Here is a 22,986-nt window from a genome sequence, read left to right as displayed (position 1 = left end):
AATGCTAAAGGAGCTGATTGCTGATGCAAGAAAAAAAGAAGTGTTTCTTTGTATGTCCAATCGGTCCAGAAAACTCAGATTTGAGAAGGCGCTCGGACGAAATTCTTGACTATGTTCTTAAACCAGTTCTTGAAAGATATACAGTACAAAGGGCCGACCAAATAGCTTCTCCGGGAATGATAACGAATGACATTGTTCATCATCTCATACATGATGATCTAGTGATTGCTGATCTTACAGATCATAACCCTAATGTAATGTATGAGCTAGCAGTAAGACATGCTTACAGGAAGCCTGTTATACAGATGATTTCTAGAGATCAGGTTCTTCCCTTTGATGTAGGCAACCAGAGGACGATATTCTATGACATAGGGCATCCAAGTTCCACAGAAGAATTGAAGAATGGTTTGCGTAAAGTGATTCTAGGGATAGAGAACGGCGAAAACGACGGGTTGATTGAGAACCCGATAATGAATGCGGAACTACTGAAGGAGATGCGGATGGGGACCCGCAATGAAAGGGCTTTGGCAATTATCAGCGAGAGATTGGATCAGATATATCATGAACTCATGGTCTTAAGAGATCAAACAATGCAGGGTTTCGCAGAATCTCGATGGCAAGAGGATTCGAAAAACGAACAATATGGGTCTTATCTAAGATCAATGGAGCGACTATTGGAAGCGTTTTTTGGAACTAAGATATCTCAAAAAACAAGTGGAGAGACCTCAAGAACTAAGCTCGAAAGGCAAAAACAAAAGCAGAACCGACCCTAGAACACCCACTTTTCTAGCCTCATAAGCTCGAGAAAGGTCCCGCATCTAATTTTGTACAGCTTGCATACGTCAGGTATTCTTGAAGCAGGAAACACATTGCGCGCCTGCTCTCCAGTTATTACAATCGCTTCTTTCTCTTTAGCCATCGCTACGACCCATGGATCAGCCCAAAGTCCAGACTTTGTTTTCTTTGGTGTAGTTACTTTCGAATTACTAATCATATCTCCAACAAAGGACTGCTCAGAGTTTGATGGTTCAATGAACATTTCTTCGTGCTTACTAGCCCATTTCGCAATTTCATCTCCACCGACCTGAATTTCTTTGTAGACCTCATAGGGAGCAATCAATCTCTCTTCTGCAATAAGATCATGAACTTTGTCCCACAGTGCAGGGAACACGTCACTGGAGTAGTATCTTTTCAACCAGTCCAGAATTGAAGATGTGTCTATTACATAAACCTGCGAGTTCGCATTTTCTTTACTCACGAATCATCTTCCTCAGCTTTTCCAAATACTCTACTTTTGCACCCCTAATACTGCTTGAAACATCAACAGAAGAGATCACTCCTGCATCATAAGAACTGACTAGCAGGTTTGTGAAGAAAGCACCGTTCTCCTTCAACAGCCTAACGGTATATGACATGTAACCTCTTGATGATGGTCTGCGCGATTTCTCAACTGAAGCTACCCTAAACTGCTGGTAGAAACTCTTTGTTGTCAAACCCAAAGACAACAATCTTCTCAGAATCACCTCTTGGCTAACGGAGAAAATCCTTGAAAGTTCATTGAGCTCAGAAGTTTCCCAAGTTACTCCGGTGTGAGTTCGTACTGCTCGAATCCTAAGAAGATCTTGATCAGGGACTAAAAACTCTCCAGCAAACTCATTGCAGAGTTTTTCATGACCACTATCGTGAAGATCGCAGATCCCTCCTTCTCTGAAAACGAGATGCCTCAACTCGTGAAATAACGTGAAGATTCTTGCATGAGGTGAGTCTTTGATATTCAAACCAATAACAGGAAGAGGGCGCTCGTTCAGACAGAATCCCCTCATTGTATCAACATCTATTCCACTGAACTGAAATACAATTATACCTGCCTTTTCAAATGAGAGACACCACTTATTAAGCGCTTCATAAGGATTAGACCACTTCATTTGTGTGTCAACTTGAATGCCTAAGACATCTCTAATAACTTTTGTTAGTGATTCACTATTCTTCAACGCTGGAATCTCCAAATATGGAATGTCCTCATCGAGCTCGCTTAGCAGCTCAATAGCAGTCTCTCTTCTTTCCCGAGCGTAGCGGATCTCCAATCTAATCTCCGGAATCTGTCTTTGCAGAATATCAGGAAAACTCCTAAAATCAGGCGGTTGTTCTTCTGCATAAACATTATCACCAAAAAAGTACGCACTCGGCAAACCATAAGTTCTACTTGCCTTCATCAACTGAATATATGTTGGTTTCTTCTCGCCGCTCTCCCAAGAGGCAAGCACCAAAGACTTCACACCAATCTTCTTGGCGGCAGCATCCAATGAGAAACCGAGATTCACTCGAGTTTCTGCCAGTGTCTTGTGGTTTATGGACATTCTGGTCGAATTCACAGGATCTAACCCTCCAAGCCTTCACATTTCTGATAATGAAAATAGTATATCATTATGCGTTTGAGCAACTAATTCTTTTGAACACATTTAACAATTCATTGTGATAAGTTTCAAGACATGATTTCCTGCCTGCTGCCTGCTTACAAGTATTGGAATTCAAAACTGATGATGCGACACTATTCGGCGAAATTATTCTCATATAGTCAATAGATATCTCTAATTGATTTTCACGCTGTTCTGCTCTATGAGGGGATAGATCTCATCGATTTCACTCTGTATCTCAATTGTCTTTGATATTGCGGTCACGACCTTGAGATAGTGAAGTATTTCGGCATTTGAAAGCGGTCTACCTTTTCTGTCCTTCAGCCACTTTTTGCACACTTGGTAGCCTCCGATCATAAACTTCCATACCTGCAATGGGATTCCCTCAAAATACTGGTCTTTGTTTATGTATATTCGGGTGTTCTTCTCTTCATATGAGAGTTTTTCGACCTCGTTACTCCCAGCAACTGGAAATCTAGCCACTAAGTTCTCCAGATCAGGTGACCTCATTAGGTGAAGGTCAATAAGTCTACTGCCATACGAAGCGATTTCCTCGAAGAGTTCACGATACGATGTCAGCGGAATTCTTGGAAAATCTGATTTCAAGAAAGGAGCATTCGTTTTCCTGTAGGTATTTGAATTGAAGATCGAATATATGTATCTGGCAACATCTATTGGATTTAAGTCTCTGCATAGCAAACCAGAGAGTTTGTTTGATAGGTTTGGCCTTGATCCTTCCTCGATATCTTGGGCAAACAGAGGTCCCGTTTCTGGTGACGTGCCGATCCAAAGCGGGAAAACTGATGTCGAATCCCCTGCTGAATCAAGTACATGGAAATCGGTTATCTTATCCGTTACAAAGAAGTAGTTGTTACTCATCTGCCTATTGACCCTGCATGTAATAATTGCAAGATTCTCCCCCAGCATATTTGCCATCACCCCGGATCTCGGTCTGCAGATGAAACCTCGAGATCTACCTGTATAGTATGTGAAACGAACATCAAATGGTCTGTACAAAATGGGTACCACCTTCGATTTGTCTGGCCCTGACTCGACTAAATCTCTTCTGGCATATTCCACCTTCCAATCAAGTGCATCTTTACCAAGTTCAAAAGCGGTTCTAGCATTTTCTGGACTTAGCTTTATGAAAAGGTTAACGGTATTCCAGACTTCGTTTGGAGTGAAATGAATCGTTAGCTTGTCTCTAGCCGTCACAATGCCAACACTGCTGGTAGGAAAGATTTCACTAATGCGTGTCCAATCATTGTATCTGCGAAGCTTTTCCTCATCAACTGGCACAAAGAAGTACTTTGGAGATGATGGACTAAGCTGTTTCCATTCAGTTGACAGAATCATGTTTCCCTCAAGCCAATCGTATTTTGTCTGGCGCCTACCCCAAAGATCTTCATGCTTAACTGTGGAAGTGATTGCGTCAGAGTTCTTAATAAAAAACGCTATCGCCACCCCTTGCTGGATGTCGAAAACATTTTGGTCCTCTGAACCATCCGAAGCCCTCTCTTTCTTTCTACTATTGCCGTGTAGATCTAGAATGAATATTTCATCGAAGGTCTTCATTAATGACTTTCTCATACCTCGGAAAGTAGCATTTTCCAGATATGAATGATTCGTTACAATCCCCACTATTCCCTTCTTTGCGCTTTCAATCTTCCACTGAGCAAATCGGATGAACTTCACATAATCATCTTGAAGCCACTTTGGATTCCTTTCTCCAAGTGGCTTTCCATCAGAAAAGAAGTATCTCTTTATTTCTTCAGAAATCCAATTCCCTTTGTTGGAAGAGTGACCGGAGTAAGGTGGATTCCCGAGTATGACAAGAATATCTTCTTCTTTCTTCACTTGACCCGCGAGCTCAGATTCCTGAGCAAGAGAGGTTGTTCCAACATACTTTGCTTGGCCGTGCTCCTCCATATCAAGAGCATTAGTCAGATAAAGTTTGAATCTTTCATCATCTTCCATTCTGTAGCCAAGCTCCTCAAGGAAGAAAGACATCTTCATATGGCCAATCGCATATGGTGCCATCATAAGTTCAAAGGCATAGAAGTCTTTCAATATGTGATCTCGTATAAGGCCCGGGACCATTCCTTCACCGTACTTTTGAGAATATTCTTCAACCGCCAGTTTAGCAGCCTGTGCAAGAAAGGTCATGGTACCGGCTGCAGGATCAAGAACGGTTACACCTTCACTTGCAAAGCCGTCTGCTTTTCCAAATTTCTCTTTGAGAATGATATTAAGTGATCTTACTATGTAAGAGACCACTGGCTCGGGTGTGTAGTAGACTCCCCGCTTCTCCCTTGTACTAGGATCGTACTCTGCTAGAAAAGTCTCATAGAAGTGAATTATCGGGTCTGAACCTTTTCCTTCATGATAAAACCGATCAAGAATGCCTCTTACATCTGCAGTCGCAAGAATGGCCGAAATGTCATCAACCATCCATTCCATAGATCTTGAGATCTTCCCCATAGAGATATATTGAAAGACATCACTAAGTATGCCGATGCTTTTGGGAATATATGTGTATGCAAGCTGTCTATTAAAACCGTTGGTTGCACGCGTCCTGGCAGCGAAAAGGCCATAAGTTATTGTCTGAGAGTATAAATCTGCAAAGCCTTCGATCGTCAGATCAGAGATCAAGTAGTCCTTGAAAGCCTCGTAGAATCCCTCAAGATCTTCAGAATCGGCATTCTCGCTTTCCAGTTCTACTCTTATTATTTCATCCCTAAGAAACCGGGTCCTCTTGGCCAGCTCTGTTGCCAAACTCTTAGCGTTCAATACCCTGGGGGTTGATGATTCGAAGAAACCTTCAAGAAGTCGAAGAATACCGCTTTCATCCTGCACGGGAGGGACCCTGTTCATCGAAAACATAATATTTGAATAGGCAAATAGAGAGCTCATTCTCTTCTCGCCATCTATGAACAAACGAAACTCAAAGAAGTTAGTTAGTATCAGACAATGAAAGGTTGATCTGTAGCGTTTCAGCTGCTCAGAGTTCTCAACAGAGTCCAAATTTACGGAAGGCTCTTTAGCCTCAATATATCCGATTATGTTCTGCTTTCCGTCCCAGATCCTGAAATCGGGATTCCCTGCCTCCGTTTGTTTAGGAAGAGTAGTAACACTTGCCTTTATGTTTTTCTCGGCAGCATAATCATTTAGAAGTCTCTCAAGAACCGAGTAATAGCTCTCTTCCCTTGCATCTCCATGTCTAAACTTCTCGAAGATCCCTTTTAAGTAAGCTTCAAACAAGACTAACCCCCCTTAGCTTGTTGACTTATTTCCATTGTAGCGTATTCTTCATAGTATACGACGTTTGCAGTTTGTGGATTATCTGGAAAACCCCTATTGAGACTATGCCCATGGTTCTTAATGGAGGTCTCACAACTTCCTGATAACATAAGCTGAGATTATCCGGAGGTTTTGTTTTGAAAGTTAAGTCGTGTAGAATTACTATACGTTTTCCAGTTTATTGCGGCTGCAATCAGTTGAAGGGAGATAGGGATGCCGGAAATCCAAGATATCGAGATCATTCGCGTTATGTGGAGAGATTACCATGGCAAGAAAGACTATTATGTGACAATTCTTGGTAGAAATGTGGTATCTCGGGAGTATGTCACTTTCGAGTCACGCTCCTTTACAGATCAAGACATCGATGAGCTCAAGACAACTCTCGTAGAAGGCAGAAAGGTTAGAATCAGCTCAGAAAACGGAATCAGCTTCTTGGAAGTGAATCACTTCAGACTCTATGAAAGCCGTCCTTAGGAGCTGGTCATCACTCTTCTCTTATAACGTATTAGTGAGCTTTGTGAGCTAAGTTTCCAGACACAATGGCAATCTGACGAGGTCCTTTGGGATAGCAAAGAAGTATTTGTTCAAGCGACCGCAAGATAATTCGTGAAACTGCTTTCAGGTGTTTTATTGGGACGGTGATGATTGTGTTTTGGAATGTGCTAGGTTCACAAAGGAACTTCAACTTGTCGGAATGGGATCAACGAATTGCGAACATATGAGGTTTCACCGATAAACATCGAAGACAGTACTTCAAATTACATATAACTGTAACGCCAAGACCACATATAGTATGCCATTATGTTATATAATTATGATGATGAGAATTGAGGTCAGGATTTCCTGATGTCCAGGGTTTAATGTTTCTATTATGTATGTTAATTTATCTACAATCAATTATCCGTTTAATTTTAAACTGCAGCAGAGCCAATAGTGAGGTGTTATATATGATCAGAATAGCAGATTTGCTTCTAAGGACTGTGGATTTGATAAATGGAATTGCAATGAATTTGGCAGAAACATTAATCCTGGCCTGAGTTTTCACGCGAAGCTTTCTTTGTGGTTCAAGAGATTTTTGCAAATAACAAGTTGTTATGACTGATGTGGTTACACTTTCATGTGTGACTAGATTGCTTTTCTTTTTTCAATACGTCGTAACGCTATTTCTTTCTTTCCTCAACCTTTTCACCTGAATCCTTCTTCTGATGTCCTCCTTCAAAAATCGGTTTTGGTGGAAGAACCGAAGAATTCGGTTTCGGTTTTGCGGGTTTGGACTTCTTGCTCATGACATTCCTCCCTCAACTATCCCCAGTTTACATTATGATGATTACTACAAGAAATGACGCTAAGACAGAAAGGTTCAGCACTCCCAGTAAAGATGAGATCGATAGGCAGCTCGCTTTCTTATCATTGCTGAGCTTGTTCGGTTGCACTTTATCAACGTAGTAAGCAATTAGGTGCTTGCAAAGATCGTCATACGATTTACTTGCAGTGCAGTCAATCTCTGCTCTACTTATCATTGAAATTGCGAAGACCTTTGGGCGTAAACCCAATACAGCAAAAAACAATCCCAAGAACGAAAGAATTACACTCGAGGCAAGCAAGTGCATACTCAGTAAATACGTTGATTTCATCATCTCATAAAACGTAGAAACGATAATCGCTTCTGCACCAAACAGTATTGAGTAGAAGAGAATGAAACTGGTTGCTTTTGCGTCCAGTTTGTCACTTAATTCGAGCTGATAGTAGAAAATCCTCTCCGTCTCTTCAAGTAGCAATTCAAGATTCCTTTCAGAATCAGGTTCTTCACGAATAACTGTGTAATTATTCAAAGTCCCACTCCCAATAGTTTGGAGGTCTTACTACTGAATTCTAGCACATGAGTAAACACAATCGCGTCAGAGGAAATTTGCAAAGACGGCAGTCCCTTGAAAGGATTGCTTTTCGTTTGATCAAACCTGTCTAGAACCAAAAATATCACTCACGTCCTCTCCCAACACTTCTCCGGATTTCTCCCGCTTAGCTCTGTCTCAAGCTCGGGAAGGATCTCTATGAGCGCAGAGACTATACCCTGATCAAGGGGCATTTCAGTCATCATTTCAACGGCCTTGGCAAAGGAGTAAGCGTCTCTGTAAGACCTGTTCGCCGTGAGGGCTTCGAAGACATCTGCCACAGCCAGTATCTTAGCCTCTAGCGGGATCTGGTCTCCCTTCAGACCCTGAGGATATCCAGAGCCGTCTTCCCTCTCGTGGTGCATGTAGACATACGGAATAAACTGCTGAAGATACTTGAAGTGCTCAAGGATTTCTTTTCCATGGGCTGGATGTCCTTGAATGACCTCTCTTTCGATCTCATCGAGCGGTCCTCTCTTTCTCAATATCTTCTGTGAAATCCCGATCTTTCCTATGTCGTGAAGTTTAGCTCCGTTAACGATTTGCTGGATCTTCTTCCTGCTTAATCCGAGTTTCTTTCCGAGAAGTCCGGCTATCTTCGACACATTCTTAGAATGAAAAGCCGTATATGAGTCTTCCAACTCCCACAAATACATGATCTCCTGCAGGCCATGCATCTCGTAGTATCTGGAAAGTCCGAGCGCCAGCACTTCCATCATAAACAAGACACCGAGTATTCCGGCCGTCAGAGAGTGGAATATGAGCCACTTCGTGAGGTCATATCCTTCTACTTCAGCCCTAAGCCCATACGCAAAAGACTTTGATCCTCCGGAAGTTAAGCTTACTCTCTCATCCAAGTGCATCTCCGAGAGCAATACATCTTTGTCGATTCTCGCAATCACGACCCGGTCAGAGACCTCATTTTCCATAAGGCTGTCATAGATGTTGAAATAAAGATAGAGCTCTTGATCAATGTTAGACAGCTTGTATTGATCTTTTAACGGCACATCGGGCGGTCTTTCTATTAGTCTGGCAGACCTTACTCCCGGAAAATCTTGCTGTATTTCTTGGAGCATCTCTTCAACAAACTCTTCGTCTCCAGAAGAAACCGCATCGTACATTGCGCTCCGCTGGAAATAACCTACGCTAAGAGCAGATGCTAGATTCTCGACTGACGTTTCGAAAATTCCTGAGTAAATCTTCTGTGTGTAATCTATAGCTTCATTCTGAAAGATGTGATATGGAAGCAGCATTAGAACAACGGTAACAGCAAAAATGAAAATAACTTGAGTAGGGCGGATATACCTGAGCTCATCGAATCCTTTCATGCTCCACCTCCCATTGCTTTGCTGAACTTCATGAATTTTATTTAATCATATCACTTAATATTTTGATCTAAACGTTATTCAAGAACTGTCAGAAACACTTGCTTAACTGCGAGCCAATAGATCTTTTGTTCTGCAGGTAAACTGATGTAAGAAATCATTCGTACTGTAGTCATTCTAATCGGAGACAAGGGGTTGAAAAGCGGGGAGATTGACTATGAAATCCTTCGGATAAGGGAGTTCGGCAAGGCTATGCACCCCAGAAACGTTGAGGTACGGGTCCTCAGTTACAGTCCTTCCGAAGACAGCCTGAAGAAACTGGCCGAAAGTTTCTGGTCACAGCATGGACAGGATGTTGAGGAACTCACAACTGTTTTCTACCTGCCGGAAATGAATCCGGAATCGGCTGCATTTGCAATTGGCAGCTGTACGAAAGGAAAGGGATGCTACGTCACGCTGGAATAGTTCATGTAATCCTTGCTCAGAGCTGAATGGATCGGAGAGAGTTCGGTTTGAAGCGGAATTTTCTTGCCGCTTACGCATTCCAGGGTTACTATCAGCTCATTCAAAACGGACTTCAAACTATGCTTCTCGTAATTAGGGAATCGAATCTGGATTCCCGATTTCTTTTTGGAACAGTAGAGACTTGAGACTATGATTATTGCTAAAGCGATTTCATTAACTTCTAGAGAGGTCTAAGACTTCTTCTCTGCGGAAGAACGACCGTGTATTATCTATAATACATATTCAGTCTGATTTGTTCTCGGTTTGACCAGTAGACTTGTCTCTCGCAATCGGAACGGAGAATTACAGAAACATGACCCGAACATCGATGGAGGCGCTCTGTGATAAGAGTCTTGAAATAGAATTCTTGTCTATTGTCGCCGCGGAGAGACTACTGAAGACCTTTTCTGAAGGAGGTTATTGACTATGAATCCGAGAGTCTATGAGTTTGATGCCGTTATCCGTAAGGTCCCCGACATAGACGGAGCGTATATCGAATTTCCATATGATATCAGGGAGGAGTTTGGCAGGGGGAGGGTTAAGGTCCATGTTACCTTCGACGGCGAGCCGTACGATGGAAGCGTTGTTAATATGGGAATGAAGAACCCCGACGGTACCATCTGCTACGTTATCGGCATAAGAAAGGATATAAGGTCTAGAATCGGGAAGAAGCCTGGTGACAGCGTTAAAGTCACGGTAAGGGAAAGGGAGTAGTGAGTTCCTATGTGGCAGTGTCCGAAATGTGGCCGTGAATTTGAGAAAGAGAATCAGAAGCATTCGTGCGGTGAGCCCCTGAAAACGATTGACTCCTACATTGAAGCCCAACCCGAAAGCGTTCGACCGCTCCTCCATCAAGTGAGAGACACGCTCCGCGCAACGCTGCCAGATGCGGAGGAGAGAATCTCATGGAGAATGCCTACATACTGGAAAAAGCACAACATATCCACTTCGCAGCCTTTAAGAATCACATCGGCCTCTATCCCGGCGACAAAGCCGTTGCGCATTTTGCCGACCGGTTGACAGAGTTTAGTACAAGCAAGGGCGCGATTCAGTTTCAATACTGCAAGCCGATACCTCTTAAGCTTATTGCAGAGATCGCAGAATGGTGTTATAAAAATAACGAACATCACTAATGGAGGAAGAGTATGCCGAGATTGCGAAAGATGCTCAACGATTTGAATGCTTCGTACATCAAATTGCTCATGAGACAAATCGAAACTCAGAGCAAGACGACGCTTGCAAACTGGGCCATCGATTACTCTGAGCGAATTATTCTGCCTCTATGGTTGAAGTACTGCCCGGACGACCTACGTCCCAAATTCGCGCTGGATTCTGCGAGACTATGGCTAAACGGTAAAATCCAGTTTCAGCAGGCGAAAAAGAAAATTCTCCGGTGCCATGAGGCTGCAAGAGAGGCCGAAAGTAATCATGTTGCACACATTGCGGCGAGAGCGATAGCTCAAAGCGCGTCGACTATCCATGCTGCAAGGCACTGCATAGGGCTCGCTCTATATGGCGCTCTGGCGGTCGCATACGATGAACTGGGAACAGAGGCCCCCTGGGAACGTCTTGAGATACGCGCCGAACAGGAGTGTGAACACATGCTTGCGGCACTTTGTGAAATTTCGGTTGTAGACGAACCCAATCCTGCAAACATCGATTGGTACTATTGAGCGTGTTGAGTTTTAGGCGGGCAAATCGGTGTCCCGCCGCAAAATCACCGAAACGTTAAGAATACTGCGTTGAAGAATTAGAGCGAAAGACTAGTTGCAAGTTCCAAGATGCAAGTTGCAAGACACACAGCTGGAAGCGGGACAGGCTCTATCCGTCTCCAGCTGTTTTTTCTTACTTCATAAACAAACCGGCAAGGAGTAATCAGTATATCACCTACTAAATAGCAGTATTTGAGATACTAATATGACTCGGCTCTATCCGTGAATTTCTTGCAATGCAGCCGGCTTTTCGGCTCCAGCATCTAACCAAACCCTCAGATACCTGCTAGTTCCAGCAATCTTCTTAACTCAACAGGTCTGTATCCAATGTTTTCTACGGAAACGTTGAAGTACCTTCCTGTATAGTTCTCGCCTGACAATGCAGAGTCATGGATGTGTCCGTGGATGTTCAGGGCTATATCTGCTCCTGGATTGGGCTGAGCTCTATGAGTAAGAAGAATCTTGACATCATTTCGTTCGGGATGTTCAATGACAAGCCTCTTGTGAACTTCAAGAAATCCGGCTTCAAGGTAAATCGCAGCCTTTCCATCATGATTACCCTTTATCAGTATGATTGAACCGTTCAGAAGCCTACGAAATCTCCTGGCATTCTGTTTTGGTCTCATGCAGAAATCACCGAGAAAATACACAAGATCGCCCTCCGCGACTGTCTCGTTCCAACGGTCTATTAGTTTCTGATTCATGGTTTCCACATCGGGAAAGGGTCGACTGGTATAGGCGATTATGTTCTTGTGGTCAAAATGTGTATCGGAGATAAAGAACACTTTCATATTATTGAACGACTCCTGATAATCACAACGTATTTCTTGATCGAGGCAAGCGATCTTTCACGAAAACCTCAGGATATTACTGCAACGATCCGCACCGGAAGAACTAGTATATCCTTAATTCACAAGAATTCACTTATATGATAGTTTGAGTATCTGTCCGGTGTCAACCTCCGGTTTTCGCTTAGACTCGGTCATAAAACATCGAGCAAACTTATCTGAAAGATCTAGTTCAATATTCGATCTCCACAAAAAAGCGGGCAGGTTTCGCCAGCATCTACCCTGGGTTTACTTGCCTCAGCTATTCTTAACTCAAGAATCTTCAGGAGAGCAAACTCAGAAGGCTGTCCTGCAAACCCGAAAACCCAAATAATAATATCTGAAAGTACGCGAGTTTCCGCTCCGAATAGCGACTCGAACGGCATTCTCGATGTCAAACCAACTGCCACCACGAAACACCATGAAAGAACCACTATCATTATATGGATTCGTCTGTTCCGAACTGGAGTAAGCTTCATACCAGTCCGAGCAAAACTCCCATACATTTCCAGACATATCATAGAGTCCGAGTTCGTTGGGGGCTTTTGTACCGACCTCGTGAGATCTGCTGTTGTTTTCCGTAATAGCTTTCAAGCCATCTTCGCCGCTAAGCGGGCCTTCAAGAAGCTCATCTTCAGAATTGTATAAGTACCAGGCGACCTCATCTGCGCTGTTGCTTCCCGAATATCTGAACCCCTTGCTTAACTTTCCGCCACGTGCAGCATACTCCCACTCGGCCTCTGTAGGCAGCCTATAGCCGACAACCCTGGAAGGATCTGAAGTTATTATCCCGTCTTTGTCTAGAAAACTGCCGTTTTCATCGTATGCCTTCGGGAGATTCTCCATTTCGCTCAACCAGTTGCAGTAGGCTGTGGAATCATTCCAGCTGACGTTGATAACCGGTCTCTTTCCCCTTCCCCAGCCTCTGTCGTCAGGTTTGTTTATGCCAGTCGCTTCACAAAATGCGTCGAATTCGTCGAAAGTTACCTCGTACTTGTTCATATAGAAACTGTATGTTAGGGTTACCTTGTGGGCAGGCCTTGTGCCAGTTCATAAGTCTCCCACTTCGTCCCCCATTGTGAAGCTGCCCTTTACTACCAGTACGAATTACCCACTTCCTGCCAGCCCAAATGCCGCTGCAACATAACCAGAGTGTCAGAAATACCGCTCTCTTCATTACCTCACCTCCATTAGTGAGGCTTCGCACTTAAAGTAAGCACGTGAAGACTAAGGAAATATACGGCAGGTAGTGCAACACGCTCATATGATCAATATAGCAGTTTTTCCATCTTAAACGAATGAATATTCACTTGTAAAAACTGCCGTCTCGAGGATTTTTTTGGATTCATAAGCCTGGCCAATCTTTCTATAACATTTCTCCAGTCAATCACTCATAAAGGCTGGTTCGGAATTGACGATGAGCATGGGAGTGAACATTGTGAATATGGAAAGAAGCAGTCCCGATTATTCCGGCAAGAACCAAAACGAACCTGACATAACGATATTTCCAGCAACAAGGGCTTTCGTAAATGATTTTCTCGTTTTGTAATCGTTTTTCCTGGAGTGTAATAAATTAAGGAAACAGCGTTCGCGTAGTGAATCATAACTGAATCTACCAAAATAGAATTAACGGTCCTTCAGAACTCCGCTTATTACATTACGTTAATGATTTATAAACAATCGAGAGAAGACGAGAATGAACATTGTGGAGAGTTCGCTTCTTTCATGAGAAGAGCGAGATTCTGAGCAGGATCATCTCAGAATGACACGATGAAAGAAAAGGCTGTAATCTCTGGTTACTCATGCCAACGCCATACTCTATCATTTGAACTTGTTTCAGCATCTCGGTTCTGAGAGCGCTGGACACTTGCCGAGAGACGCTGATCGCTGTAAGCGAAAATCGGGACTGACAATTTCCTAGGTCCCATTTTTCGCGAGAGACAGGGATCCTGACCAGGAGCATTGTCAGGATGACTGCCTCGGGTCCTAGGAATGTGTTACATCCCGTTATCTGAATGCAATTAAGCATCTTGTTCTTCCTAACCCGATTCTCATAACCCGGTTTTCTTAACCCGTTCCCAGTAACCCGCTCTTCTGTTTCACACCCGCTCCTAGTAACCCGAATTTCCTAATCCGTTCTTTTGGGGGACCTGCACAGGATCTCGCATCTAAGAGCCGCTGTACGCTTAAAAGCGGAAAACCCGCTGAGCGCTGTAATGGTCGTTATCCGTTGACCGTTCAAGAGCAAGGACCCGTTCTCCGAAAATAGCAACCGAAATAGTTCGTTGTCGAGACGTTTACTGCGCCCACGGGAAGGCGAGTCTGGGCAGGCAAAGCCTAACTGACCTGCGTTAGCAGACTGGCTCCTGGATGCTTACAACAACTCTTTTTGGAAGAGCTATCATCCCGTAATGTTCCTATACGGGATATCACTCTTGCTAGACTCTAGACCCCAGACTCCGGACCCCTCTTAATTTCGTCATGCTCGTTTCAGCATCTAGCTTTTAACGATATACTTAGAATTGAACTCAAGCAAGCCCTAGTGATATAATCTCTTCGCATGGGGGTGTCCCCGTGGGCGGAGCAGGAAATGGGCTCCGTTTTTTTTCTTTTTGTGTATAAGAAGTCCCTCACAGTTTTTTGCCTTCGATTTCTCGTTTCTCGTCTTAGTCAAAAATGGAGTCTGACCCTGTTAATTTCAGTCCTTCTCCGGATTTGCAGAAGAACCCTTACCCGGGATTTCAGATAGAGTAATCTGAGTTGCTTTTGAACCCGAGTCTAATGAAGCCTTCCATGATAAAGGCTATGATGTTATTCACACTATTAAAATGTTAGACACCCATATAACGCATTGTATAATCTTGTGTCCAATAAAAGGGCTTTCTACAAGCGGATGAAATAGAATTCAATAACCAAGGAGGTAGGAAAATGAGAAAGATCTCAATTCTTTTGATCTTGTCCTTGGCCGTAGTTCTTTTTTCCAGCGATAACTGCTTCACACAGGAAAGCGTCGAACACTTCAAAAAACTACTGGAGAGCCAGGGTTTCACAGTTCAGGAAGGTAGCCTGTACCTGTTTAATCCGGCCGACCTGTTCGGGAACTATATACTGCCCAGCTGTTTTTGCAACAATGCCGATTCTCCGTACGCCGTCTACCTTATTCCCGAAGGGCCGGGTCAGATGACTCCCAACAAGTACCCCTGGACCTACAAACTGAAAGAGAACGAGGCAATTATCTATCTCGGCTGGACGCCGCCACCTATGGTTTATTTCAGTTACCAGACCTTTTTAGCCGGTAGATTCTATAAAGATGCATTTCACAGGATATTCGGGAACCTCGGGGACACTATCAATATTTCCACTATAAACACGGGCGAGTCAATAGAGGAAGATACGGAAGGCACGGACTTCAACGCTCCAACAATAATAATCAACACACCAGACAGGAATACCGACGCCGTTTTGAGAGCAGAAATAGCCAGAGCCGGCTTCGATGTTGGAATAGTAAACACGGAAGTACTTCCTTCAGCCCTGTTGAGACTTGGGCTGGAACATGATGATGACGAGCTGACCTTCCTTTTCAGAACAGCTTTCTTCGAAAATGAAGCCGATAGAGAGTTTTATACCAGCGATCCACCGCTCGTCGGCTACAAAGAGATACTCGTGAAGCCACCTTATCAAAGCAATTTCAGAGGCTGGGTCTTCAGAGTAACGCCCCCGGAAGATCTCAAGAGCGATCCATTCCCGATTCCGCCTCTCAGGGTAAGGGCTACGGGCGATACCTCCGAACTCGAACTGGCCAAGACGATGGATAGGTTGCGTGAGGCCATCCTAAAGGAGTACGAAGGCCTGCAGTTCAGCGAGCTGAAGAGCTACAGGTGGTTCGAAGAGAGCTATCACGGCATACAGACAACAACGGATGTATTCGGCGAAACCAGGGATACCGTTTACTTCCGTACCGACACCTTTGAGCTCTCTGAGTCTGGCGAAGATTTCGCTATCGTCTATGGCCCAATACACTCCCTTACCGGGAAATCCATCTACTCGAGCTTTATACTCTACACCGGCGATATCGTGAAAGATCTGCTACCCCTGCAATCGAGGATTATGCTCGGTTTCTTGAGTGTGAACAGCCAAATGAGCGAGGAAAGCAAGCTAGGCCTTAAGGGAAGCGCAAAGCGGTTCCTTCCAGACGACCCGAATGCCGACCTTTTTTATGTTTGGAAGATAGCCAAAGCTAACCCGGATAACGAGGATTACTACGCCGTAGTGCCTGAATCCAATTATGAGAGGATCACCTACAACGAGCTTTTTGTAGCCTTCAGAGCTTACATAGACCCAAAACTGGCCGTAAGTGCCGCGTATGAGGAAATACTCATGGATAAAGTCATATATTTCTCGCAGGAGAAATAGAAAAAATGTGCCTTAGACTTTAGCTTTAGAATTCATTAAGCTGTATCAGATAAATCTGCGAAGAAAAAATGAGGCAAAGCAAATAATTAGTGAGGGCGAAGGGTTCGAAATAGCTTTCGAACGATGTGTATTAGATGATGATAATGTCCCGATTATTCCCATCCAATACCTCCTTAAATTATCATGTCAACTTCTGTGAGGTTAGATACTCCACCATTTCCTGTCTTTTTCCTCTCCTTGCAGCATATCTCAATATGGTATCTGCGTTTAGTGCATACGTATCAAAGACATTTTTGAAAACCCTGTCCATTTCGGCACCACCAAATGGCTCAAGAGCGGGCTCCCTTGAGAACAAATCTACAAACATCTTCTCGAGTCTCGGTATTACGATTCCATCACTATCGAGATTCATCATGTCTTGTACGGAAAAAAGGAGTCTGGTTATACCCGGTTACTCCGGTTATTCGACTTTGATGTTCTCTGTCTTTTCTCTGGTGTATATCTCCTCTATTAGTCTCTCTAATATCCCGATGCCTATAGACATGATCCAGTAGTGAATGAGCATCTCACGTCTTCAGGTTGCCTCTCGGACCTGGGCGGCATCGAGTCGAATGACTCATGGGTGTCTGTATCCTGCATTTGTCTTCTCAAAGACTGTGAGTCTGGAAAAAGGAAGTATCTGTTAGTCAATGAAGAAAGGGGTATAGTTTGGGTTGATGAAGTTGGTGTGTCAAGGGAATTCTTGTCAATTCTACTGCGAAAATTGTATACTATACAGTAAGTTACTGACCAGTATACAAATTGGAGGCAAAGATGGAATTTTTTGATCGTGAAGATGAAATGGCTTTTTTCGAGGGGCTCACGAAGAGGAAGTCAAAGAAAATGGTCGCACTCTTCGGGCGGAGGAGGATCGGCAAAACCGCCCTTTTGAAGAAGGTTTACCCGAATGCGCGATACTTCTTTGTAGATACTCGCTCCTCGGAGACTCTGCTGAAAGACTTCTCTTCACAGATATTCGAAGGAAGCTTTGACAACTGGGAAGGTTTCTTCAGGGCATTGTTTCGGCTTCAAGAAGTTGTGATCTTCGACGAGTTTCAGAACTTCATGAGAGTCGATCAATCGGTCTTTTCGATCCTTCAGAAGGTGTGGGATGAGAATTCAGGTAGAAGTCTGCTGATTCTCTGTGGATCATATGTGGGGATGATGAAGCGAATCTTTCTGGACCAGAAGGCGCCGCTCTTCGGAAGATGCGATCACAAAGTTGAGCTGAAACAGTTCCGCTTCAGGGACGCTTTGGAGATGATACGAAGTTTCGGCTATTCATTTGAAGAGGCTGTAGAGTGGTATTCGATACTCGGTGGTATTCCCCAATATTTGTGGCTTCTAGAAGAAAAGGCTTCTTTCGACAAGAAGATTCGAGAACTCTTCTTTGACAGGTTCGCGCCCCTTCGGGAGGAGGGCAAGAATCTTCTCATTGGTGAGTTTGGAACGGAGCATCCGGGCTACTTCTCGATACTCGAGGCAGTCGGTTACTTTGATAGAGATGTCGGGGAGATTGTCGACAGAACGGGTATGGAACGCACAAAGGCCATGAAATACCTTTCTGAGCTCACAAACAACTACGGAATTATCGGCAAGGTAGAAAACCTCCTTTCAAAATCGAAACGCGGTCTGAGATACACTATTAAAGATAACTTCCTTTCATTCTGGATGAAGTATATCTACTCAAGGCAGAACACCGTCGAATTCGATTCCGAACAGGCCCTGTCATATACTATTGAGAATCTTGGAGAATACATTGGCAGAGCATTTGAATCAATCGTGAAATCACTCATCCCCGATCTCTACAGGGCCGAAAAAATCCCTTTATTGCCCGAGAGAGTCGGCAAACATTGGGGCAAAATTCCTGGCACCAGGAACAAGACGTATGAGATAGACCTCATTGGTGAATCGAGAGACAGAATCCTGGTATTCGAGTGCAAATGGAGAAAGGACCCGGTTGGACCTGAAGTAGCAGAAGAGCTAATAGAGAAGATGCAGTACATCCCTGACAAGAGGATCAAAGTACCGGTTGTTATAAGCAAGTCCGGTTTCAAAGCGAACATACCGAAAGAAGTTCTGCTAATAGACTTGCGTGATCTAGAAGAATCAGCTGGATGACGTTTGCGAGCTGTTCTCCGATTTGTAGGGAAGAAGATCCGTTGTTCGCTGCTGAAGACCACGTTGACCGTCTTGTGATCTGACACATTAAGACATCATCACTGCCAGATCCACTATAACTTACACAGGTCGCTTTTTTGCTCCGGTGAGATCAGAGAAAGGGAAGGGAATTACCACAACATCACCATTTACAGGTTTTTCCACGCTTTATCCTCTTCTTCCCTTAGCCAATCCCTGGCAAAAGCCGACTCTGAAGCATCCAGCAGCTCGCGGCTTAAGGCAGGTAGATTCCTTTCTTTCAATGCCTTCACAAACCGAAGGATTTCTTCCAAGAGAGCATCGGGTACGGCTTCTATTTCCTTTCTCAGAAACTGACGCGTATCCATTCCATCGCCCCCTTTCAATGTGATTGTATCATCGCTCTGTCAACCAGGATCTCTCGCTTCGTCAGTTAATTTGCACAGGAGTATTGTGTTCAATATCATTGTTTGGTATCCCCTTAAAATACCTTTGGTTCACGCCTTCAACTTTTTGTCGTTTTGCAGATTGAATGATCGCTCTTTCATCGAATGAATAACACTATTAGCCCTAGTCCAAAAAACTTATCTGATGTGTGTATTGCTTGATAATTCTTTGTACTTATTGTCGAATCGATAGCAGATCATTTTCTTCCAAACTAGCTTTATAATAGCCCTTCCAGACCTATTTAGAAAGCTTCTTATGCAGTTTACGCAGATCCGTCTGCAGAACTAGGAATCTGATCCGTTCCTTTAATCTGAACTTGTTTCAGCATCCCGCTTCTGACGATAAACTTAGAACTGAACTCAAGTAAACCATGGTGTCATAATATTTTTGCATGGGGTGTCCCCGTGGGCGGAGCAGGCAGAGGGCGCCGTTTTTGTTTTCTTCTTTTGCCAAGACAACCACATACATTCTAATCAATGACCTCTGCACTTCGAGAGTAAGGTCAAATTCCTTCAGCAAAACGCCTCTTCTAGAACGTTTGGAATCAAAGCCCTGCAATTGATATAATGCCATTTTGCAATCCTATTTCTCAAAATTAAACTATAGCCTTTCTTACACTGAATTCAATATGGAAAAGGCAGAAGCCCCTTCTATTTCAGAAATCCACTCTGCTAAAGTCTTAATGCAACGACACTATATTGACGACATTAGTAATTTGAAGTAAGGGTGATATGATTTAATTTGATAGACATCAAACAATTGCTTAACATAAGATTCAGAATTTCAATAGAACTAGGGGGGTGTTAATCTTGCGTAAAGGGATTAAAGGACTTTTTGGAGTACTTATCGTTGTTAGTATCATACTATCAGGATGCATAGTTACTCCTCCTGTAGACCTTGGGCAATGGGTTCTGAAGGATTACTGGCAGCATTATATTCTTTCGGAGCATTATTACACCTATTCCTATTTGCTCTACCCAGGTTACAACTGCGATAATGTCAAGATCGTTGTCAGTTGCTCTAAAGCTCCCAGTTATGGGTTTGAAGTATGGATAATGACTCAGACTCAGTTCAATAACTTCGTTAATTCGAATGTGGTGAGTGTTGTTGACCACTTCACAGTCTACACAGGCAATTACACATTCTATTCCAGTGCAATGTCACCTGGAGGAACTTACCGGGTCGTCATTGACAATACTGATTATGGATGGGTAGAAACTAATTGGGATGGTTATGACGACTACTGCAGATTTGATGCTGACATCTATTTCCACATCAACTAAAATGTTTTGATTTCTAGGCGTTTAATCCTGAAAATCCCGTCTAATTACCTAACCCTCCAAAACATGGCACAGAAGAGCCGGGAAGTTCTAAGACAAGAGGAGGTTCAAAATGAAAAAAGCTCTTTCGGTAGTGCTTCTGGTAACTCTTCTAACGGGAAGTATGCTGGCAGGCTTTACTATGTACGATGCAATGGCTCTCGGAGATTATCACGGATCCAAAGATGCAGATAATGCTGGCTTCTTTGGAGCTGTGATACTGGGTACACTGTCCGCCATATTTGTGAACACTGGTTCAAAATCCCTCCCGGCAAACAGGGTCGCTTACATCAACAGCCTCACAGATGATCCAGAGGCAATCGCTGCATACGAGGAAGCTTATTCGTTTGCCTATTCTAATCGAATAGCATGTAATACCTGGAGAGGTTATGTAATTGCCTCAGTTATCAGTTCTGTAATTGCAGTTATTACTCTGTTAATGGGAGCGTCAACCTAACAAGAGGAAACTGCAAAGAAGCACATCGCTTAATTCTGCTTCTGCCTCGGAAAAGTGAGAACCGAGGGTTTCCTATTGGAGAGGCAGGGCCTATTCAACAATCCATTCTGTAGTCATATCATGCAGAGTTGTATCTGTGAAAAATGGAGTCTGACCCTATTTAACCCACTGTGCAGACAACCGAAAGGGAGGAACTGTGAACAGAGACAAGGAAGGAGCCAACAGACAAGATGAGGTCGTATGAAATCCCCTTTGTACACTGGACAATGGGGATATTCTATATGGCTGGATAATGGGAGCCGGATGAATCGAGAGATTCAAGTCCGGTTCTGAGAGAGCCTGGGGGTGAAATCCCCCTGGGCTACTCACCAGCCAGAGGCTAAAAAAAACACCACATCACGTCATTCTGAACTTGTTTCAGAATCTCGATGCTTCTTTCCAGTCACACGCAGTCTTTCCCTCGGCGAACGGACAACCATTCAACGGCCAGCCAGTTCATTTGCTCTTTCCAACCCCTATCCGCTTCCCCTAATCCCGGTTTCTCATAAACCCAGATCCCGAAACAAGTTCGGGATGACAACCTTAGACTATCGCGATAAACTCGCATTTCGTCATGCTCGTGTATTGTCAAAAGAGAGAGAGTATAGAATGAGGGTAGAGGGAGTAGCCAGTCGTCATGCGTAGGCTTAGAGCCTGTAGTTCAGATTGGGCATCCTTCTTAACACGATTGAGAGTAATGGTCGAAAAGACCGCACCTTGTACGAGGTTGTGAAAGGAGGAACCCTCATGTTGTATGTAGGAGTGGACATATCCAGTGAAAGTTTTGACGCTTGTTTCTATTTACCAGAGAAGAAGAAAATGAAAAGCATGAAGTACAAACAAGACAAGGAAGGTTTTAGGGAATTTCTAAAGAAGCTAAATACTTACAAGGACGAGAAACAAGTCGGAATGGAAGCGACGGGTTCGTATCACAGCAACTTGTACGGATTTCTTAGGAGCAAAGGGATAGACGTACAGCTTCTCGATCCGTATACCCTTAGCAAATTCATGAAGGCTATGAGCAGGTCAAAGACAGACAAGAAAGATGCAAAAAGCATAGCGGTTGCAATGTACAGGATATTCGATCTGCTGAGCGTTTCTCAAGTACCAGAGGAAGAGATGTCAGCATTCAGGGACTTGGTTAGGGTGAGAAGCACTGTAGTAGCAAACTGTTCTGATCTTCAAAGGAAACTGAAGAGCAAATTGAAGATTCATATGCCTGAGCTTCTTAAGACCTTCAGATCCGTTAGTTCACCTGTGCTGTTGCATCTGTTGAGTGTATATCCATCCAGAGAAGAGATACTTGACAACGAGGAAGATGCAGTCAAATTGCTCAGCTCTCACAGAAACTGGAGTGAAAAGAAAGCGAGAGAGGTTATCGATTCACTCAAAGACTCAATAGGCAAGCCAGATACCTTTGGAACCTACTCAACGATTACCAGCACATTCATAGCTGAAATTAAGCTTCTCAAAGACCACGTGGAAGCCCTGAATGAGGAAATAAAGAAGTTTCTTGAGAAGTTCCCTGACAATCCCCTAAGAACCATACCAGGTATTGCTGAAGTCACGGAAGCCGAAATCGTATCTGAAGTAGGCGACATAGACAGATTCTCTTCTGGGAAAGCCTTTGTATCGTACATAGGCCTTGATCCTGTTATTAAGCAGAGTGGTAACATGACTCGCGGCCTCTCAATTTCTAAGAAGGGTAACAAACATCTACGAAGAACCTTCTACCAGTTAGCTAAAAGCTTGATCAAAAACACTGAAAAGTACAGGAACAAATACGAGAAGATGAAAAAGAGGGGGGTGAAAAATAAGGTGGCCCTAATAGCAACTGCAAGAGCTGCAGCTGAAATGGTCTACCAACTTTTGAAAAATAACGTTCCATTTGACCTTTCACTCTCATAATTTTCCTAATTCTATACTTGACAACTTAGAGTATCTGAACTTGTTTCAGCATCTCGATCCTGAGAGCCTCTGAGCGCTGCGAGAAGCTGTTCACCTATAAGATCAAAGATTAGATCCTGATCAAGATCACATTAGGATGGCAAATTGAGTTGGTTCAAACAAGTTGATATTCTTCCGCGGGGTGATTGCTGTCTTCTCTTCCTTTAGCTCCAACCAACCACCAACCGCGTACCAACCACGGCTCTTAGAAC

The 22,986-nt window shown here is 43.6% G+C and carries 21 protein-coding genes and 1 pseudogene; 12 read left to right on the top strand and 10 right to left on the bottom strand.

Annotated features, from left to right (window positions below):
* Positions 1-23: 23 nt before the first annotated feature.
* Positions 24-773 carry a hypothetical protein gene (locus tag THEBA_RS13695; protein WP_014730052.1) on the top strand — a complete coding sequence of 250 codons (750 nt, stop codon included), beginning with the start codon at positions 24-26 and terminating at the stop codon, positions 771-773.
* Here the strand turns inward: THEBA_RS13695 and THEBA_RS00795 are convergent.
* The 3 genes from THEBA_RS00795 to THEBA_RS00785 all read right to left on the bottom strand — a co-directional run bounded on the left by THEBA_RS00795 (position 770) and on the right by THEBA_RS00785 (position 5,675).
* The gene (locus THEBA_RS00795; protein WP_014730051.1) at positions 770-1,258 is read right to left on the bottom strand and encodes a DUF4411 family protein; all 489 of its coding nucleotides are present in this window, start codon (positions 1,256-1,258) and stop codon (positions 770-772) included. The genes THEBA_RS13695 and THEBA_RS00795 overlap by 4 nt on opposite strands.
* Positions 1,251-2,372, bottom strand: a complete 1,122-nt coding sequence (locus THEBA_RS00790; protein ID WP_014730050.1) for a helix-turn-helix domain-containing protein — start codon at positions 2,370-2,372, stop codon at positions 1,251-1,253. Before THEBA_RS00790 ends, THEBA_RS00795 begins: the two co-directional genes overlap by 8 nt.
* 216 nt (positions 2,373-2,588) lie before the next feature.
* The gene (locus THEBA_RS00785; protein WP_014730049.1) at positions 2,589-5,675 is read right to left on the bottom strand and encodes a type ISP restriction/modification enzyme; all 3,087 of its coding nucleotides are present in this window, start codon (positions 5,673-5,675) and stop codon (positions 2,589-2,591) included.
* Between the two features lie 252 nt (positions 5,676-5,927).
* On the opposite strand from THEBA_RS00785, the gene THEBA_RS00780 reads away from it, so the two are divergent.
* The gene (locus THEBA_RS00780) at positions 5,928-6,188 is read left to right on the top strand and encodes a hypothetical protein (RefSeq protein ID WP_014730048.1); all 261 of its coding nucleotides are present in this window, start codon (positions 5,928-5,930) and stop codon (positions 6,186-6,188) included.
* Between the two features lie 686 nt (positions 6,189-6,874).
* Here THEBA_RS00780 and THEBA_RS14765 read toward each other — a convergent pair.
* The 3 genes from THEBA_RS14765 to THEBA_RS00770 all read right to left on the bottom strand — a co-directional run bounded on the left by THEBA_RS14765 (position 6,875) and on the right by THEBA_RS00770 (position 8,934).
* Entirely contained in the window at positions 6,875-7,000 is a 126-nt protein-coding gene (locus tag THEBA_RS14765; RefSeq protein WP_014730046.1) for a hypothetical protein, read from the bottom strand.
* A gap of 27 nt (positions 7,001-7,027) precedes the next feature.
* The gene (locus THEBA_RS00775; protein ID WP_014730045.1) at positions 7,028-7,546 is read right to left on the bottom strand and encodes a hypothetical protein; all 519 of its coding nucleotides are present in this window, start codon (positions 7,544-7,546) and stop codon (positions 7,028-7,030) included.
* A gap of 149 nt (positions 7,547-7,695) precedes the next feature.
* Positions 7,696-8,934 (bottom strand): HD-GYP domain-containing protein, encoded by a 1,239-nt coding sequence (locus tag THEBA_RS00770; protein WP_014730044.1) that lies wholly within the window; start codon positions 8,932-8,934, stop codon positions 7,696-7,698.
* Positions 8,935-9,126: 192 nt separating this feature from the next.
* On the opposite strand from THEBA_RS00770, the gene THEBA_RS00765 reads away from it, so the two are divergent.
* The 5 genes and pseudogenes from THEBA_RS00765 to THEBA_RS00750 all read left to right on the top strand — a co-directional run bounded on the left by THEBA_RS00765 (position 9,127) and on the right by THEBA_RS00750 (position 11,108).
* Positions 9,127-9,396 carry a hypothetical protein gene (locus THEBA_RS00765; RefSeq protein ID WP_014730043.1) on the top strand — a complete coding sequence of 90 codons (270 nt, stop codon included), beginning with the start codon at positions 9,127-9,129 and terminating at the stop codon, positions 9,394-9,396.
* 47 nt (positions 9,397-9,443) lie between these two features.
* The gene (locus THEBA_RS14370; protein ID WP_158309292.1) at positions 9,444-9,581 is read left to right on the top strand and encodes a hypothetical protein; all 138 of its coding nucleotides are present in this window, start codon (positions 9,444-9,446) and stop codon (positions 9,579-9,581) included.
* Positions 9,582-9,861: 280 nt separating this feature from the next.
* Positions 9,862-10,149, top strand: a complete 288-nt coding sequence (locus THEBA_RS00760) for a DUF1905 domain-containing protein (protein WP_014730042.1) — start codon at positions 9,862-9,864, stop codon at positions 10,147-10,149.
* 9 nt (positions 10,150-10,158) lie between these two features.
* A pseudogene (locus THEBA_RS14930) lies at positions 10,159-10,568 on the top strand (iron chaperone).
* 12 nt (positions 10,569-10,580) lie between these two features.
* Entirely contained in the window at positions 10,581-11,108 is a 528-nt protein-coding gene (locus tag THEBA_RS00750) for a putative immunity protein (RefSeq protein ID WP_014730041.1), read from the top strand.
* A 314-nt stretch (positions 11,109-11,422) separates the two neighbouring features.
* Here the strand turns inward: THEBA_RS00750 and THEBA_RS00745 are convergent, their stop codons facing one another.
* Positions 11,423-11,938 carry a metallophosphoesterase family protein gene (locus tag THEBA_RS00745; protein WP_014730040.1) on the bottom strand — a complete coding sequence of 172 codons (516 nt, stop codon included), beginning with the start codon at positions 11,936-11,938 and terminating at the stop codon, positions 11,423-11,425.
* A gap of 333 nt (positions 11,939-12,271) precedes the next feature.
* Positions 12,272-12,976, bottom strand: coding sequence for a formylglycine-generating enzyme family protein (locus tag THEBA_RS00740; protein ID WP_014730039.1), 705 nt, complete (start codon positions 12,974-12,976; stop codon positions 12,272-12,274).
* A 1,926-nt stretch (positions 12,977-14,902) separates the two neighbouring features.
* Here THEBA_RS00740 and THEBA_RS00735 point away from each other — a divergent pair.
* Positions 14,903-16,387 carry a hypothetical protein gene (locus tag THEBA_RS00735; protein WP_014730037.1) on the top strand — a complete coding sequence of 495 codons (1,485 nt, stop codon included), beginning with the start codon at positions 14,903-14,905 and terminating at the stop codon, positions 16,385-16,387.
* A gap of 181 nt (positions 16,388-16,568) precedes the next feature.
* Here THEBA_RS00735 and THEBA_RS00730 read toward each other — a convergent pair whose 3' ends face one another.
* Positions 16,569-16,799, bottom strand: a complete 231-nt coding sequence (locus tag THEBA_RS00730; RefSeq protein ID WP_148269965.1) for a DUF6577 family protein — start codon at positions 16,797-16,799, stop codon at positions 16,569-16,571.
* 401 nt (positions 16,800-17,200) lie between these two features.
* Between THEBA_RS00730 and THEBA_RS00725 the strand changes: the two genes are divergently transcribed.
* Positions 17,201-18,547: an ATP-binding protein gene (locus THEBA_RS00725; RefSeq protein WP_014730036.1), complete on the top strand. Its 1,347-nt coding sequence runs from the start codon at positions 17,201-17,203 to the stop codon at positions 18,545-18,547.
* 188 nt (positions 18,548-18,735) lie between these two features.
* Here the strand turns inward: THEBA_RS00725 and THEBA_RS00720 are convergent, their stop codons facing one another.
* Positions 18,736-18,933, bottom strand: a complete 198-nt coding sequence (locus THEBA_RS00720; protein ID WP_014730035.1) for a hypothetical protein — start codon at positions 18,931-18,933, stop codon at positions 18,736-18,738.
* Positions 18,934-19,821: 888 nt separating this feature from the next.
* Here THEBA_RS00720 and THEBA_RS00715 point away from each other — a divergent pair.
* The 3 genes from THEBA_RS00715 to THEBA_RS00705 all read left to right on the top strand — a co-directional run bounded on the left by THEBA_RS00715 (position 19,822) and on the right by THEBA_RS00705 (position 22,735).
* Positions 19,822-20,295, top strand: a complete 474-nt coding sequence (locus tag THEBA_RS00715; protein ID WP_014730033.1) for a hypothetical protein — start codon at positions 19,822-19,824, stop codon at positions 20,293-20,295.
* A 109-nt stretch (positions 20,296-20,404) separates the two neighbouring features.
* On the top strand, positions 20,405-20,788 hold the full coding sequence (locus THEBA_RS00710) for a hypothetical protein (RefSeq protein ID WP_014730032.1): 384 nt from the start codon (positions 20,405-20,407) through the stop codon (positions 20,786-20,788).
* A 786-nt stretch (positions 20,789-21,574) separates the two neighbouring features.
* Positions 21,575-22,735, top strand: a complete 1,161-nt coding sequence (locus THEBA_RS00705; RefSeq protein ID WP_014729972.1) for an IS110 family RNA-guided transposase — start codon at positions 21,575-21,577, stop codon at positions 22,733-22,735.
* Positions 22,736-22,986: the final 251 nt, after the last annotated feature.

The organism is Mesotoga prima MesG1.Ag.4.2, assembly GCF_000147715.2.
GTDB classification, from domain to species: Bacteria; Thermotogota; Thermotogae; order Petrotogales; family Kosmotogaceae; genus Mesotoga; species Mesotoga prima.
Note: the sequence above shows the minus strand (reverse complement) of the source record. Positions and strands in the feature narration are given on the sequence as shown.

Coding starts and splice junctions, on each gene's coding strand:
- THEBA_RS13695 (WP_014730052.1), top strand. CDS start 24: ATGCAAGAAAAAAAGAAGTGTTTCTTTGTATGTCCAATCGGTCCAGAA.
- THEBA_RS00780 (WP_014730048.1), top strand. CDS start 5,928: ATGCCGGAAATCCAAGATATCGAGATCATTCGCGTTATGTGGAGAGAT.
- THEBA_RS14765 (WP_014730046.1), bottom strand. CDS start 7,000: ATGAGCAAGAAGTCCAAACCCGCAAAACCGAAACCGAATTCTTCGGTT.
- THEBA_RS00770 (WP_014730044.1), bottom strand. CDS start 8,934: ATGAAAGGATTCGATGAGCTCAGGTATATCCGCCCTACTCAAGTTATT.
- THEBA_RS00760 (WP_014730042.1), top strand. CDS start 9,862: ATGAATCCGAGAGTCTATGAGTTTGATGCCGTTATCCGTAAGGTCCCC.
- THEBA_RS00750 (WP_014730041.1), top strand. CDS start 10,581: ATGCCGAGATTGCGAAAGATGCTCAACGATTTGAATGCTTCGTACATC.
- THEBA_RS00745 (WP_014730040.1), bottom strand. CDS start 11,938: ATGAAAGTGTTCTTTATCTCCGATACACATTTTGACCACAAGAACATA.
- THEBA_RS00740 (WP_014730039.1), bottom strand. CDS start 12,976: ATGAACAAGTACGAGGTAACTTTCGACGAATTCGACGCATTTTGTGAA.
- THEBA_RS00735 (WP_014730037.1), top strand. CDS start 14,903: ATGAGAAAGATCTCAATTCTTTTGATCTTGTCCTTGGCCGTAGTTCTT.
- THEBA_RS00730 (WP_148269965.1), bottom strand. CDS start 16,799: ATGAATCTCGATAGTGATGGAATCGTAATACCGAGACTCGAGAAGATG.
- THEBA_RS00725 (WP_014730036.1), top strand. CDS start 17,201: ATGGAATTTTTTGATCGTGAAGATGAAATGGCTTTTTTCGAGGGGCTC.
- THEBA_RS00720 (WP_014730035.1), bottom strand. CDS start 18,933: ATGGATACGCGTCAGTTTCTGAGAAAGGAAATAGAAGCCGTACCCGAT.
- THEBA_RS00710 (WP_014730032.1), top strand. CDS start 20,405: ATGAAAAAAGCTCTTTCGGTAGTGCTTCTGGTAACTCTTCTAACGGGA.
- THEBA_RS00705 (WP_014729972.1), top strand. CDS start 21,575: ATGTTGTATGTAGGAGTGGACATATCCAGTGAAAGTTTTGACGCTTGT.